Below are 14,134 nucleotides of genomic sequence, written 5' to 3'. Positions count from 1 at the left end.
TGGATCAAGATTTGTACTGGTAAAAAAAACTGATCTGAGATAGGCGACATGTTGGCGGCGAGTTGGAGGCGAAGATGTTCAGTAGCATGAAGACTGCGTCACCAATCAGCCTGAGAGACTCAGGACTGATGCGAAATTGTTACGACCAGCAGCCACAACGCTGCTGGAGCCGTTTTGCATCAGTCTTAATTAAAAGAAAAAGTGTAAGTCACATCCACTGCCGACTCATTGCCTGCGCGCCCAATCACCGTGATGCGGCGGGTTAATTGCCAGCTCAGACGAATCGCACCGCTGGCGTCGCCAAGACCACGCTCCACAGAAAGCACAAGCCCCGGCATCAGTCTTTTTCCAACGCTAACGACCTTATCACTGCCGGAAGAACTACTGGTGCCAGTAGCGCCAGCCACCGTCTGTACCGGAACATGTGACGACGAATTCTGTCCGGCAGCACCAATTGAGAATTCATCAAAGCCCAACCCTTGCACAATATCGCGCGGAATATTCCGGCTGCCATCGCCGCCGAAGATCGCGGTCGCAGCCGACATCAGTAAAGAAGCATCGCCACCGGCTAACTGATCGGAACCACGTCCCAATACCAGCCAGGATAATTTCTCAGCATCAGGCACGGCAGGCTCTGATACCAGGCGAACTTGCGGTGCGGCGACACTGCCCACCACTTCAACGCCAGCCTCCACTGCCAAGCCCTGACGCAAGGCGCGGATATTCAGTCCGGGGTTCGCCGGTGGCCCCTGAAAATTCAGGATGCCGCGCTCTATCGCGAGCTGTTGCCCGTAACCTTCGTACACACCTCTGACCGTATTGATCGTGCCGGTTGCCTGCAAGGGACTGCCATCAATCGAGCGCATGCGCAAACTACCCGCCAGCCCGGTATCGAGTCCGCGACCAACAAAAACAAAACGGGGTCCCATGTCAAAGCTGACATCAACACGGGTTTTCAGGCCCTTCTTCGCTGGCGCTGCATCTGCCGTTCTGGATTCACGTTTATCCGATTTTCGCGTGACGTGAACGTCGCTGGATAAACTTGGTGGCGGCATTTTAGGCAATTTAAAATAGGCGCCATCCGCCATCACTTTTCCGGTCAGACTCCAGATATTTTTCGACTCAATAATACTGGCCTGCCCAGATACCACCAGCCAGCGATCTTTACGCTGCAACATCGGGAACTGCTGCCATTGCGCCTGTATCGAACCGGTTTCTTTACCGATATCAATTTCGCCGCTGGCATTGAATTCCCCGCGTTTGCCAAGCATGTCCACACCTTTAAACTGCGCATGTGGTGGCAACATGGTCACCGTATTTGAAAACTGCAATTGACTGAGTGTCAGTCGATCGTCTTCAACATGCGCTTCCAATATGCCGTTTGGCAGTAACAAGCCCTCAGACGCAAATGCAAGTTCCAGCTCACGACCGCTGACATCCGCACGATAACGTGGCTTGCCTATCGTTCCCATCAGCATACCATCCACATTTAATTTTCCCTTCAGTACAACGCCGGGATTAATCAATGGGCCCAGCCATTCAAGATCAGGAATCAATGCCTTGATGCGTCCGTTTAATCCGGCACCGGACAAGATCGTCCATCGACCGTCTTGTTTGCTCAGAACAGAATCGGCATTCACCTGCCACTGCCCCAGACGAGAGCCATCGGCTGTTGCCGTCAGTTGCATACGTTCGCCATCGGTACCAGCAACCAGACCGCCCATGCGTAATTGCATCAGCACATTACGTATGCCAAGGGGCACTGGGGTACCGGTACCGTCAGGATCATTGAAGCGCAGATCTCCGCTTTGCCGCTCGATACGGATATCGCCGCGCACACTGTCTTTCAGTTGCAGATCCCATTTGGCATTGAGTTTCAGATTTCCGGTGACCGTGTATTGTGGCCGGAACAGGTTGACCACATCCAACAGACGCACGTCGCTCATACTGCCCTTGGTTGTCAGCGTTCCCGGCAACCATTCAAAATGATCCAAGGTCAGCTTCGCCAGTTCACTTTGCAATTGCAGACTGCCAAGGCGCAATGAATCTGGTGTTATCTGCAAACTGGCAGGACTCACTAAACGCAAGTCAGGCTTCCCCGTCAGCGTCAGTGACTGCAATTGTCCTTTCCATTCCCAATGACTCAGATCATTTTTAGCACCGGCATTAAGCGCGCCATTCGCGGCAAGATTCAATTGCTGTTTGCCGCTGAATGCGACCTCAGCCTGCAAGGTATGCGCCGCTTTTTTACCTTTGAGCTGCACATGCAGTTGCCGTATTTTTTCTTTCTGTACGACGCCAGACAGATCGGCATCATTCAAGACAGGAAAATCGCCACCTAGTTGCTGCGCACTGATGTCGCCATCAATCTGACCATCCAGACCTTTACTCAGGCTGAGCTTGCCGGATAATTTTGCAATGGTGTAGGTTTTATTATTTTGCGAGAAACTGAGTTGTTCCGCCTCCGTCGTCAGGCTACCCGCCATGTCATTAAAGCGCCCCTGCAACTGCACATCGGCTTTCAACTTGCCGCCGAAGGCCAGTGAGCCGCTGCCGAACAAGGTATTTAATTCGGATAATTCCGGCGCATCGAGATTCAACGTCAGCACGTCGCCCACAGCGCCCCATGCCCCCTTCCCTTTCAGCACATTTTTACCCCAGCGCAGATCTAGCTGCCGCAATGTTAATTGCTGATCCTGACGCCACAGCAAATCAACATTCCCCTGCACCGGCTGCCCCGCATATTGCCCCTGCAACGCAGGCAGCTTCACCTGCAATTGCAAACGTGGCTGCAATTGTCCATCGGTACTGAAGTCCGCCTGCAAGCGTCCGCCTGGTGTCGCCATCCAACGGGCAGGATCAAAATTACTGAGATTGCCTTTGAAATGAAATACCTGATTGCCGCTGAAAGCTATCTCCCCCTTCGCATCCAGCCGGGAGTCTTCCGCCTGTAATTCAAATTTGCTTAAGCTCAGCAATACTTTATTCAGATCGTAGCTGAGTTCGGTATTGAGGCGTGCTTTACCGTCACTCAGTTGTGCCTGTGTCAGGATGGTCTGATTTGCCGCCGTCTGCACTTTGGCACTGCCATTAATGTGTGTGCTGTGCAAGCGCTGATCGATCTGCTTCAGATCAATATTCGTTAGGCTCAGCTGGGCTTGCGCCCGGGTCGCGGCTCCCTGCAGATCAAGGCTCGCATCACCACGAATCTGGCCTTTACTTTCGACTTGCACGACCAGATTGCTGAAATCCAGATGCGTCGCTTGCCAGTTCAGGCTCGCACTGACTGAACGAAGCGGTATCGCATTTCTGTTGAGTGGGCCGGATGCAGCATTCGTGACAGAAATTTCGCCTTCAACATAGTTGGCTGAGGCTGGCTGAATGATATTTTTCGCAGTACTTTTTGTAATATTTTTTTCGATATTCTGAGGCGCTTTTTGCTGTACTTTTTGCGCTGATTTTGGTCGCAAATCTGCCAGCAGCCGCAGATCGGCTTGCGGTGCGGCGCTGGCCCAGGCAGCCGGATTGAAATGTTGAATATCGACATGGGCGCTTTTGAATATCTGTGCGTCGAATGGTGCAATCAACGCGCTGGCCGTGCCATTAAGGTCTGCTGTTTTTTTATTCGTCAGTGCTTTTTTTTCGGCATCGGCAGCAAGCGCTGGTGCGCCAGATTTTTCCTGCAATTGCGCCTGCAAAGCGAGTTGCAGTTCCTGCAGGCTGCCAGCAACCTGAAGTTGTGCTGCGACTGGCGGCACATCGGCCCTAACTTGCCCCTGCAACAGCGCATTGCCCTTGATAGCAAATGGACGCTGACTCGCCATCGTTGCCGATGTTACGTTGGCATTTCCCCACGGTGAGCTTAACGCCAGTTGCGCACGATATTGCTGTGCGACGAATTCTAATGAGCCCTTCAGCGCGGTCAGCATCACGACTTCTTTTTGTTTACCACCAGCGAGAATATCGGCCACCACCAGCCGTCCCAGCGCCAACTCACGCGCCTGCAATGCAAACGGTAACCCCAGATCGGTGGGCAAACTTGCAGGCGTGTTGCTGGATGCGGTCGCCACCAGCAAAGAGCTGGCCTGCAAGCGATCAACCAGCACTTGCTTGCGCCATAAAGCAGCAGGATGCCAGCTTAACTGCACGCCGCTGGCTTTGATTTCCAGCGTTGGCGTTTTCAGCAGCAACTCATCAATCTGAATGTCATCGCCGATACTGCCCCGGATGCCACTCGCTTTGAGACTACCCAAACTCACATAATCAATCAGGGCAAATAAACTCCGGCTGCCACTCTCGGTTTTCACAATCCAGGTCAGCAGCAGTCCGCAGCAAAGTAACAGCAAAACCAGTACACAGAAAAAATGAAATAGCCACGAGCGCCGCTGACGTGCAGGCGGAATACTTGCAGTCGTCTGTTCAGGGTTGGCCGGTGTCTCTGTTTTTTCGATGTCGGTCATATCAGAAGGCAATCGCGATAGAAAAATCCAGGCGCGCTTTTCTGGTTTGCAAACCATAAGCAAGATCAAGCGCAATCGGCCCCGCCGGTGTGTGATAACGGCCACCGACACCCAGCGATTTATGCAAACTGAATTTCTTCCAACTGTCGGCGGCATCACCGGCATCAACAAAACTGGCGACACCCCAGGTGCTGTTGAGCCAGTGTACATATTCAGCGCTGGCAACGCCCATCACACGCCCACCAGTAACGGCGCTCGGATGCTGAACACCCAGACTTTGGTAAGCATAACCACGCACCGTTGAACTGCCGCCGGTACGGAATAAATAATCTTCAGGAATGCCTTCATTTTTCGGAGAAAAAACCTGACCGGCTTCGGCTCGCAGAATAACGCTATCGGTGCGCCCGACCGGTATCCAGCGCTGATATTTACCGTAACTACGGATGAAACGCTGATCGGATAACAAGGCTTTTTCGGAAATATCCAGATCGAATTGGTAAATCTCACCACGGCGCGGCGCAAACGCATTATCCACGTCACGCCAGGTCCAGCCTACGCTTGCAACCAGCGCCTTGCTGACGGAATCAGCTTCGCCCTCAACCTCTTTTCGTTCGCGTATCAGTTTCAGCGCCAGCCTTTGTTCGATATGGCCGTGGGTATTCGTGCGTTTGATCCCGACGGCATTGCGTAAGGACTTCACACCGGAAACGTCCTGCCTGTCCATGATCACACCGAACGAATCGAGTTTATTGTCGTGCGGCGGTAAATAAATATCGGCATAGCCCAGCTGACGCTTTTGTTCTATCCGTATCGCGCTGCGCAGATCCCATGCTTTTTCAAGGATGTCGCGGTCGCGATAAGCGATCTCGCCGCGAAAACCGGTATTGCTGCTGTAACCGACACCGAAACTGAGATCACGCGCTTTGCGCTCGATCAGGTTCACCTCAACCGGTACTGCGGCGGCTTTTTCAGGATCAGGATCTATCGATACCGCCACTGTTCCAAAATAAGGCGAGTTTTGTAAATTGCGCTGAAATTCGAGTAAGCGACTGCGTGAATAGGCTTCGCCGCGCACCGGTGGCTGATAGCGATCGAGCAACCATTGCGGATAGCGTTGCAAACCGGTGACGCGTAATTCGCCCAGAAAAAATGGTGGCCCGCTATCGACTTCGACCTGTAAATCGGCGCGATAATTATCGGCGTCGACGTTCGCTGCACTGTCCGTAATCCGCGCAGCGGCATAGACGTCGGAACGCAGTGTTTCGGTCAGCTGTGTTTTGGCATCGCGCCAGTCAGACTCACGGAAAAATTGCCCGACACCGAGCCCCCAGTCTTCGATCAGACCAATACGCCGCTGTTTTGCGATCGCATCATCCGCTGCAAGTGCATCGGCAAACGGGCCCTGAAAAGTCAGCGTGACATTTTCTATGCCGGTGCGTTGCCCGGCATCGACCACAACCTCAATCACTTTTTCGGCGACATTTGCATTGGCTGAATTTGAATTGGCCGTAGTAGCGACGTCGTCGAGATTACGAAATTCTATCTGCGGTGAGAAATAACCCTCTGTGGCGAGAATACCGCTGATGTCCTGGCGTAAGCGGCGGATCAAGCCCGGTGTGACATTCTGCGCTTCGCTGCTGCCGGAAAATTCAGCGATATGCTCGCGCAGCAGACTGGCCCAGTCAGTGTTCGCTGCCTGCAAACGGAAACGTCCACTGGTACTTCGAATGACGACGTCCGCATCACCATCAGTGACACTCTCCGATTCTGGTGCTGCCTGTGTCTGCGCCAGCGGCACAGCTGGCGGCAACACTGGTTTTTCCTGTGCAAAAACAGGTATTACCGCTGCGTATATTACCGCTGCGTATAACAGCCAGCTGGAAAAACCCAGGCATTTGCGAATGGGCATCATGCTGATTTATTTTGTCGCCAACCCGACGCGATTGATACCCAGTTTTTTGGCTTCAGAAATCACCTGCACCACATCGTCATAAATGATGCCTTTATCCGCAGAAACCAGCACCGACAGATCGGGCTTTGCTTCGTGATATTCACGCAGTTTCGACATCAACTGCTGACGATTTTTCGCCTCTTCTTTGCTTTCCTGGCGGTTATTACCATTGCTGCCATTTTTGCTATTGACGCTGATGGTTGCAAGCTCATTCGGTCGCAAAGTGACTTCAATATATTCTGACGGCGGCTGTGTCGATTGACCAGCCGTCGGCAAATTGATCACGCTGGGATTGGTCATCGGTGCGCACACCATGAAAATCACCAGCAATACCAGCATCACGTCGATGTAGGGAACAACGTTAATTTCGGCCTTGAATTTGCGTTTACGTTCGCCACGCAGATAACTCATGCTGACTCACTTTGCATTAACGTGACTGACGCTGAAGAATGTTGGAGAACTCTTCAATAAAAGTTTCAAAACGAATCGCCAGACGATCAATGTCATGCGAATAATGGTTGTACGCCAGCACCGCCGGAATCGCGGCAAACAAACCGATCGCAGTCGCAATCAACGCCTCTGCAATACCCGGCGCCACCGCAGCCAGCGTCGCTTGCTGCACATTTGCCAGACCACGGAAAGAATTCATAATTCCCCAGACGGTACCGAACAAACCGATATAAGGCGACACTGAACCGACCGAAGCGAGGAAAGATAAATGCGCTTCCAGCATATCCATTTCACGCTGATACGCGGCGCGCATCGCACGGCGGGCACCATCGAGCATCGCGCTGGCATCGAGCGAGGCTTTATTCGCGTTTTTGACTTTATGGTATTCGCTCATACCGGCTTCAAAAATACGTTCCATCGAACCGGTTTTATCGCGACCGCGACGGTTGCTGGTGGCATCCTGATACAGCTCGACCAGATTGCCGCCGGACCAGAAATTCCGTTCAAAGATTTCGGTCTGCGCACGTGCCTTTTTGATCGCAAACATTTTGCTGAAGATATAGGTCCAGCTGGTCAGGGACACGCCCAGCAGAATCAACATGACCAGTTTCACCAGTACTGAGGCATTACTGATCAGGCTTAAAAAAGAAAGGTCTTGAGTAACGTTCATATTGAATCAGAGTTGAGAACAACAAATAACAAAGGGTAAAAAGTACATTCTGATCGCCTGGCAAGCGCCAGCCACATCAGGCAGATCAGGCAGAAATTTTTTCCGCGACCACATCCGGGATGACTGCCGGGCGCAAGCTTTCCGTGCCGACGCAGCCGACTTTAATCTTGCCGCTGGCCAGCAGGCGCTCGCCGCACCAGGCTTCCTGGGCAAACACGATCGACGCCCGTCCGAGCTTTTCGACCACGGCGGTGATACGGAGTTCATCGTCGAGTCTGGCGGGTGCATGATACTCGACTGTGCTTGCTTTGACGACAAACATTACCTGATGCGCCTGCGTCATTTCCTGCTGATGGATGCCGGTGGCGCGCAGCCATTCAGTGCGGGCACGTTCAAAGAACTTCAGGTAATTCGCATAAAAGACGATGCCGCCTGCGTCCGTGTCTTCGTAATACACACGCACATTCCAGTTGAAATTATTCATGATGAGCAGCTGATTTTCGCTTTTTTAACTAGGTGTTTTTCATAAACAGGGGGAGTATCTGCCTGTTTCGCCTTAATGTCAGCATAAACAAAGGGCTTTTAAATATACTCCCCCCAGTATTATTTCAGCAAAAATCTGCTCAAACGACGTTTCGTTTGATGTTCAGCGGCCCGAAACCCTGGCAGGTCGGCATCATCTCGATATAGTTGATGTTGACATGCGCGGGTAAAGTCGCAATCCAGTAGGCGGTTTCAGCGATATCGACCGAAGTCAATGGCACCGTGCCTTCATAGACTTTCGCGGCAGCATCGTCATTGCCACGGAAACGCACATTTGAAAATTCAGTGCCACCACATAAGCCCGGTGCAATATTCGTCGTGCGCACGCCGGTACCTGCCATATCCGCCCGTAGATTCTTGGTGAACTGGTCGACAAAGGCTTTCGTCGCACCATACACATTGCCGCCCGGATAAGCGGTTGAGCCAGCAATTGAGCCGATATTAATGATCATGCCGCTGTTACGCGCCACCATGTCAGGCAGAACCGCCCGCGTCACGGTCACCAGACCTTTGGTGTTGGTGTCTATCATGGTTTCCCACTCTTCCTGCGAGGCCAGATGGGCGGGTTCGGTTCCCAATGCCAGACCGGCATTATTGATCAGCACATCGATTTTCTTCCAGTCCGCAGGCAAATCTGCCAACGCCTGCAGTATCGAAGACTTTTGCGTCACATCCATCGTAACCGGCAATAACTTGTCGCCCAGCTCTGCGTGCAAAGCAGACAAACGTTCGAGCCGACGGGCGGCAGCGATGACCTGATGACCTTCGCGTACAAATTTACGCGCCATTTCTTCGCCGAAACCTGAGCTTGCACCAGTAATTAATACGATCATGCTGAAATCCTTTATGCCGTTGAATAAAAAAATGCGCTTGTTTGCCGTGTTTGCCGTAGCCGGAAACAAATATCTGTCAGATATCTATTCTAAGGGCTTTTACGATACAGGTCAGGGCAGACAGACTGCGATTAAAACGAAAGCAGTCATTTTTTAGCAAAACAACCATATCTTTCATGTGCTGATGAGTGGCTTGCCCATTCAAAGCGCATCACGTAAAATCTCAGCACCATTTTGTCTCACGTGACTGGCGAAATTGTGGCTGATCCCGATCAGGGCGGCTGCAAAAGATGGAGATCCATCGGGAAGCGTGAGATGTCGGGGTTACTGTGTTCCGTGATCCCAGCCGTGCGCCTGGGTAGCCTGATGGTAAAAGTAGTGAGGCTGCCTCTCTTCGTCCGCGTCAGACTGACACCTCATTGAAGTCAATCACCAATCTCGTTTACTTAAACAGTTTAATGCGCTTGTTGAATTCACTTATTTAACTCACTCTCACGATAGTCAGGAAAACCATGTTTGCAAAAAACCATACTCTCGCCAATATCGATCCCGAATTGTTCGCGACGATACAATTAGAAAACCAGCGTCAGGAAGATCACATTGAGCTGATCGCTTCTGAAAACTACACTTCGCCAGCCGTGATGGAAGCACAAGGCTCACAACTGACGAACAAATATGCCGAAGGTTATCCGGGTAAACGTTATTACGGCGGCTGCGAACACGTTGACGTGGTCGAACAACTGGCGATTGATCGTCTGAAACAATTGTTCGGCGCTAACTTTGCGAACGTACAGCCAAACTCAGGCTCGCAAGCGAATCAGGGCGTATTTTTTGCGCTGCTGAATCCGGGCGACACCATCATGGGCATGAGCCTCGCTGAAGGTGGTCATCTGACCCACGGCATGCCACTGAATATGTCAGGCAAATGGTTCAATGTCGTTTCTTACGGCCTGAACGCACAGGAAGACATCGATTACGATGCGATGGAAAAACTGGCGCGCGAAACCAAACCGAAACTGATCATCGCTGGTGCATCTGCATTTGCACTGCGTATTGATTTTGAACGTTTCGGCAAAATCGCCAAAGAAGTCGGCGCGTATTTTATGGTCGATATGGCGCATTATGCCGGCCTGATCGCAGCGGGCGTGTATCCGAATCCGGTGCCGTTTGCTGACGTCGTCACTTCCACCACGCATAAGAGCCTGCGCGGTCCACGCGGCGGTATCATACTGAGCAATGACGAAGCGATCGCTAAGAAAATCAATTCATCGATTTTCCCTGGTATTCAGGGCGGCCCGCTGATGCATGTGATCGCCGGTAAAGCGGTTGCATTCAAAGAAGCGCTGTCTCCTGAATTCAAAGAATATCAGCAACAAGTCATCAAAAATGCAGCGGCTCTGGCGCAGACACTGACAGAACGCGGTCTGCGCATCGTTTCCGGCCATACTGAATCTCATGTGATGCTGGTGGATCTGCGTCCTAAAGGTCTGACAGGCAAAGAAGCCGAAGCAATCCTCGGTTCCGCACACATGACTTGCAACAAAAACGGCATCCCTAACGATCCGCAAAAACCGATGGTCACTTCTGGTATCCGTCTGGGCAGCCCGGCATTTACCACCCGTGGTTTCAAAGAAGCAGAAGCAATCAAAGTCGGTCATCTGATTGCTGACGTACTGGATAATCCTAACGATGCGGCAACCATAGAACGCGTCAAAGCAGAAGTAAAAAAACTGACCAGCGCTTTCCCTGTGTACGCGAAGTAATTTCTGGTCACCATCAAAACGCCACTCAGCCGAGTGGCGTTTTTTTAATTGTCGCTGTCTGACAGACAAACTCACCCACTACGGCTCTATTCATGAAATGTCCTTACTGCCATCATATTGATACTCAGGTCATCGATACGCGTGTTTCCGAAGAAGGCAATGTTATCCGTCGTCGCCGTCGCTGCGCAGATTGTGATAAGCGCTTCACCACGTATGAACGGGTGGAACTGGTGATGCCTGTCATCGTCAAGAAAAATGGCAGCCGCACTGAATATGAATCGAATAAACTGCGCGCCAGCTTCATGCTTGCGCTGCGCAAACGCCCTGTGTCTGCCGAAGCCATCGACAGTGCCATTCAACGCATAGAAGAAAAATTGCTCTCCAGCGGCGAACGGGAAATCATGTCCGTCCATCTGGGCGAACTGGTCATGCACGAATTAAAACGTCTCGACAAAATCGCCTACATCCGTTTTGCTTCGGTGTACAAAAGCTTTAAAGACATCTCTGAATTCGCCGAGGCGATACAAGAAGTGAATGTCGACAACAAAACTTCAAAAAATAAATAAGCAACATGGAGCACATGAACACCGCCGGCTGGCTGGTTGCCGCCTTTGCGGTTCTGATTACCGGGATTTCTAAATCAGGGCTGGGTGGTGCATTGGGCGGCCTGGCCGTTCCCTTTCTTTCGCTGTGGATTTCACCGCGTAACGCAGCAGCAGTGATGCTGCCTATCCTGATCGCGATGGATATGGTCGGCATCCGCGCCTGGAGCGGCAAAGCCGACTGGCGTGATCTGAAAGTGCTGATACCGGGCGCCATCGTCGGCATCGTGCTGGGAACGCTGGCCTTTGGTGTCATGTCCGACCAACTGGTGAAAGGCCTGATAGGACTGATCGCCGTCGGTTTCACTCTCGACCGGCTGCTGCGTCATCGCGGTCAGGCAACGACAGAACAACGTCCGCCACGTATTTTCGGCTGGCTCAGCGGCGTTGGTGCTGGCTTTACCAGCACACTGGCGCATGCCGGCGGGCCACCGGTGATGATCTATCTGCTGTCATGGCGGCAGCCGCGTGAAACCTTCGTCGCAACCACGGTCTTTTTCTTTTCCGTCATCAACCTGGCGAAACTGCCTTTTTACATCGCACTGGGTCTGTTCAGCATCGACACACTGACAATGTCAGCCTTACTGCTGCCGCTGGTACCAGTGGGCGTGTGGATAGGCATGCGTCTTTTACAGCGCATCCCGGAACGTCCGTTTTATCTGTTCGCAACCGCAGCGCTCGGGCTTTCTGGTGTCAAACTATTGTGGGATGGATTGATGGCGTAAGTTTATGCCGTGCTTAGGTCGCGAGAGCAATGGCATGCTCCACATTCTGTGTCTGACATCTCTTCACAACAATGTTTTGCTGTGTACTGTGCCCCAATTCGGGTACGGGTCATCTAAGTAATGTGGTTCCTCACCGTAGGCTTATTCTTCTGAGCATTCCAACTTCATGCTAGCATTCCAGTTTTGTTGCGGCGATAGAGTAATGGGAACATTTACACAAGCTGCCTCCACACAGATGAACGCACGCCCTTCATCATCTGCGAGATCCGCAATTTGCCGCGCGCCCTCATCCCAGGGAGTCCATACGACCGTATCGGGAAAACCATGCTTGTCAATTTGCAGCTCGCCAAAACCGGTCTGTAAAATCAGATGATCTGGCGTTTGCGCATAAATACTGTCGATCGCATTTTTCACAATCAGTTGATTCGCTCCGTTTGCCGCTGCATTTGCCTGCGTGAGCTTGTCGTAACTGGGGCTATTTGCCAGCCCCAGTATCGTCGCAAATTGCCCTTCTGCGACGCGGAAATAGGTATGCAACGCAGCCTGAAACGACATTGTTTGCACTCCCTCATTCCGCACTTGCCAATCGACCTGTAAGGCCTGGTCGGTTAAGGTGATGCGTATCGTTGCAGTAAATGAATGCGGCCAAAGCTGCATACTTTCAGGGGTATCCGTCAGCACCAGTGTCGCGCTTGCCGCATCGTCGCTCTGCTGCACATCCTCAAGCCACCAAATTGCCGTGCGGGCAAATCCATGCTTGGGTAATGGCCCCAAGTCAGCAAACTGAGGAAAGATGACAGGAATGCCGCCACGCAAAGGCTGACTCTGATCTGGGGAGGAAAGACGACTCATAAATAACTGTTCATCGCGACCGGCCGGTAACCAGGAGGCGATATGTGCGCCTTGAACACGGATATTGCATCGCGCATGATTTTTGGTATGCAACGCTATCCAGTCTGCATTTGTTTTTTTATTGTTGTTCATCATCGATTAATTTTGATTAATTTTGATCAATTCACTTACAACGTCGCCATTTATACGACATCGTATAACATTTAACAGACGTTTTCCTATACAATCGCGCCAAAATCATCTCTACGGCGAATAGATACTGCGATGGAAAAATCAGCCTTATTTCCCAATAACACCAGAAGAAAACATAAGAGCCTCTCGCAAAGTCTGGCAGAAAATATCACCGAAAAAATTCGTAGCGGCGCCTTGAAACCTGGGGATAAATTACCGACCGAATCCGCCATCATGGAATTATACGAGGTCAGCCGCACTGTGGTCCGGGAAGCGATTTCCCACTTACAGGCCGGAGGCTTAGTACAGACACGTCACGGTATCGGCACCTTCATTCAGGAACCGCCAAGTAATCCGCTGAGCCTGCATAAAGAAGCCATCGTTACTGTGCGTGACGTTCTCGACGTTCTGGAGTTGCGTATCAGCCTTGAAACCGAAGCGGCATGGCTGGCAGCATTACGGCGTACCGACGCGCAAATGGCAGAACTCAGTCTGGCATTAAAAGATATTCTGGGACATGTACAACGGGATACAGAATCCGTGAACGCAGATATGCGTTTTCACCAGTTGATTGCGCAAGCAACCGGCAACCGCTATTTCGTCGATATTCTTTCTGACCTCGGCAGCACACTGATTCCCCGTGCACGCCTGGACTCCGCAGCGCTGAGCGATGAAGCCAGCAACAGTTATCTGGAACGAGTCAATCGCGAGCATGAAGATATACACGATGCGATCTTACGCAAAGACTCGGAAGCTGCCCGCGCCGCTATGCGCACTCACCTCAGCAATAGCCGCGAACGTTTGCGCCTCGCGCAACAGAAGTTTGAGACTGATCAGCAGTAAATCCTTCGCAATACAAAAACCCCGGTCTGCCATGCATCGACAATAAAGGCCGGTCAAAGTGACCGACCTACGCTGGTCGTATCTTTGCGCACGGTCAATCAGTGACGCTAACGATAAAACTCCGATATTCTGCGCTCTGACCTAGCGCTGCACCTGCCCCCTCAAAAAACCACCTGACAAACCACCTGACCAACAGCTGAATTGAATTTATGAATATTCAGTGTTGCATCAACACAAAATCAGTTGTACGATGTCGTACATGTATTTTTGA

At 51.7% G+C, this 14,134-nt stretch carries 11 protein-coding genes and 1 riboswitch; of the genes, 4 read left to right on the top strand and 7 right to left on the bottom strand.

Translation table 11 applies throughout. The features are described 5' to 3' along the window. Nucleotides 1-185: 185 nt before the first annotated feature. The 6 genes from H8K38_RS12620 to H8K38_RS12595 form a co-directional block, all read right to left on the bottom strand. Entirely contained in the window at nucleotides 186-4,460 is a 4,275-nt protein-coding gene (locus tag H8K38_RS12620) for a translocation/assembly module TamB domain-containing protein (protein WP_186885178.1), read from the bottom strand. A gap of 1 nt (nucleotide 4,461) precedes the next feature. Next, nucleotides 4,462-6,372, bottom strand: a complete 1,911-nt coding sequence (locus H8K38_RS12615) for an autotransporter assembly complex family protein (protein ID WP_186885177.1) — start codon at nucleotides 6,370-6,372, stop codon at nucleotides 4,462-4,464. 6 nt (nucleotides 6,373-6,378) lie between these two features. Continuing rightward, nucleotides 6,379-6,822, bottom strand: a complete 444-nt coding sequence (locus H8K38_RS12610) for a biopolymer transporter ExbD (RefSeq protein ID WP_186885176.1) — start codon at nucleotides 6,820-6,822, stop codon at nucleotides 6,379-6,381. A gap of 16 nt (nucleotides 6,823-6,838) precedes the next feature. Beyond that, nucleotides 6,839-7,531, bottom strand: a complete 693-nt coding sequence (tolQ, locus tag H8K38_RS12605) for a protein TolQ (RefSeq protein ID WP_186885175.1) — start codon at nucleotides 7,529-7,531, stop codon at nucleotides 6,839-6,841. Between the two features lie 85 nt (nucleotides 7,532-7,616). Further along, entirely contained in the window at nucleotides 7,617-8,018 is a 402-nt protein-coding gene (ybgC, locus tag H8K38_RS12600; protein ID WP_186885297.1) for a tol-pal system-associated acyl-CoA thioesterase, read from the bottom strand. A 136-nt stretch (nucleotides 8,019-8,154) separates the two neighbouring features. After that, nucleotides 8,155-8,907 (bottom strand): SDR family NAD(P)-dependent oxidoreductase, encoded by a 753-nt coding sequence (locus H8K38_RS12595; RefSeq protein WP_186885174.1) that lies wholly within the window; start codon nucleotides 8,905-8,907, stop codon nucleotides 8,155-8,157. A 233-nt stretch (nucleotides 8,908-9,140) separates the two neighbouring features. Beyond that, nucleotides 9,141-9,274: riboswitch (ZMP/ZTP riboswitch) on the top strand. Between the two features lie 145 nt (nucleotides 9,275-9,419). On the opposite strand from H8K38_RS12595, the gene glyA reads away from it, so the two are divergent. The 3 genes from glyA to H8K38_RS12580 all read left to right on the top strand — a co-directional run bounded on the left by glyA (nucleotide 9,420) and on the right by H8K38_RS12580 (nucleotide 11,997). Continuing rightward, entirely contained in the window at nucleotides 9,420-10,670 is a 1,251-nt protein-coding gene (glyA, locus tag H8K38_RS12590; RefSeq protein ID WP_186885173.1) for a serine hydroxymethyltransferase, read from the top strand. Nucleotides 10,671-10,762: 92 nt separating this feature from the next. Continuing rightward, nucleotides 10,763-11,236: a transcriptional regulator NrdR gene (gene nrdR, locus H8K38_RS12585; RefSeq protein WP_186885172.1), complete on the top strand. Its 474-nt coding sequence runs from the start codon at nucleotides 10,763-10,765 to the stop codon at nucleotides 11,234-11,236. Between the two features lie 14 nt (nucleotides 11,237-11,250). Next, nucleotides 11,251-11,997, top strand: a complete 747-nt coding sequence (locus tag H8K38_RS12580) for a sulfite exporter TauE/SafE family protein (RefSeq protein WP_222610840.1) — start codon at nucleotides 11,251-11,253, stop codon at nucleotides 11,995-11,997. Between the two features lie 141 nt (nucleotides 11,998-12,138). Here H8K38_RS12580 and H8K38_RS12575 read toward each other — a convergent pair whose 3' ends face one another. After that, a complete protein-coding gene (locus tag H8K38_RS12575) occupies nucleotides 12,139-12,984 on the bottom strand; it encodes a D-hexose-6-phosphate mutarotase (RefSeq protein WP_186885170.1) in 846 nt (281 codons plus the stop codon). Between the two features lie 129 nt (nucleotides 12,985-13,113). On the opposite strand from H8K38_RS12575, the gene H8K38_RS12570 reads away from it, so the two are divergent. Next, entirely contained in the window at nucleotides 13,114-13,863 is a 750-nt protein-coding gene (locus H8K38_RS12570) for a FadR/GntR family transcriptional regulator (protein ID WP_186885169.1), read from the top strand. Nucleotides 13,864-14,134 lie beyond the last annotated feature (271 nt).

Origin of the sequence: Undibacterium sp. FT79W, assembly GCF_014284215.1 — a bacterium.
GTDB classification, from domain to species: Bacteria; Pseudomonadota; Gammaproteobacteria; order Burkholderiales; family Burkholderiaceae_D; genus Undibacterium; species Undibacterium aquatile.
The sequence above is the reverse complement of the archived record's forward strand: the minus strand, read 5'-3'. Positions and strand labels throughout refer to the sequence as shown.

Bases quoted from the DNA above. Each gene is read 5' to 3' on its own strand.
- tolQ (WP_186885175.1), bottom strand. From the start codon at position 7,531: ATGAACGTTACTCAAGACCTTTCTTTTTTAAGCCTGATCAGTAATGCC.
- H8K38_RS12580 (WP_222610840.1), top strand. From the start codon at position 11,251: ATGAACACCGCCGGCTGGCTGGTTGCCGCCTTTGCGGTTCTGATTACC.
- glyA (WP_186885173.1), top strand. From the start codon at position 9,420: ATGTTTGCAAAAAACCATACTCTCGCCAATATCGATCCCGAATTGTTC.
- H8K38_RS12570 (WP_186885169.1), top strand. From the start codon at position 13,114: ATGGAAAAATCAGCCTTATTTCCCAATAACACCAGAAGAAAACATAAG.
- H8K38_RS12620 (WP_186885178.1), bottom strand. From the start codon at position 4,460: ATGACCGACATCGAAAAAACAGAGACACCGGCCAACCCTGAACAGACG.
- H8K38_RS12595 (WP_186885174.1), bottom strand. From the start codon at position 8,907: ATGATCGTATTAATTACTGGTGCAAGCTCAGGTTTCGGCGAAGAAATG.
- H8K38_RS12575 (WP_186885170.1), bottom strand. From the start codon at position 12,984: ATGATGAACAACAATAAAAAAACAAATGCAGACTGGATAGCGTTGCAT.
- H8K38_RS12610 (WP_186885176.1), bottom strand. From the start codon at position 6,822: ATGAGTTATCTGCGTGGCGAACGTAAACGCAAATTCAAGGCCGAAATT.
- nrdR (WP_186885172.1), top strand. From the start codon at position 10,763: ATGAAATGTCCTTACTGCCATCATATTGATACTCAGGTCATCGATACG.
- H8K38_RS12615 (WP_186885177.1), bottom strand. From the start codon at position 6,372: ATGATGCCCATTCGCAAATGCCTGGGTTTTTCCAGCTGGCTGTTATAC.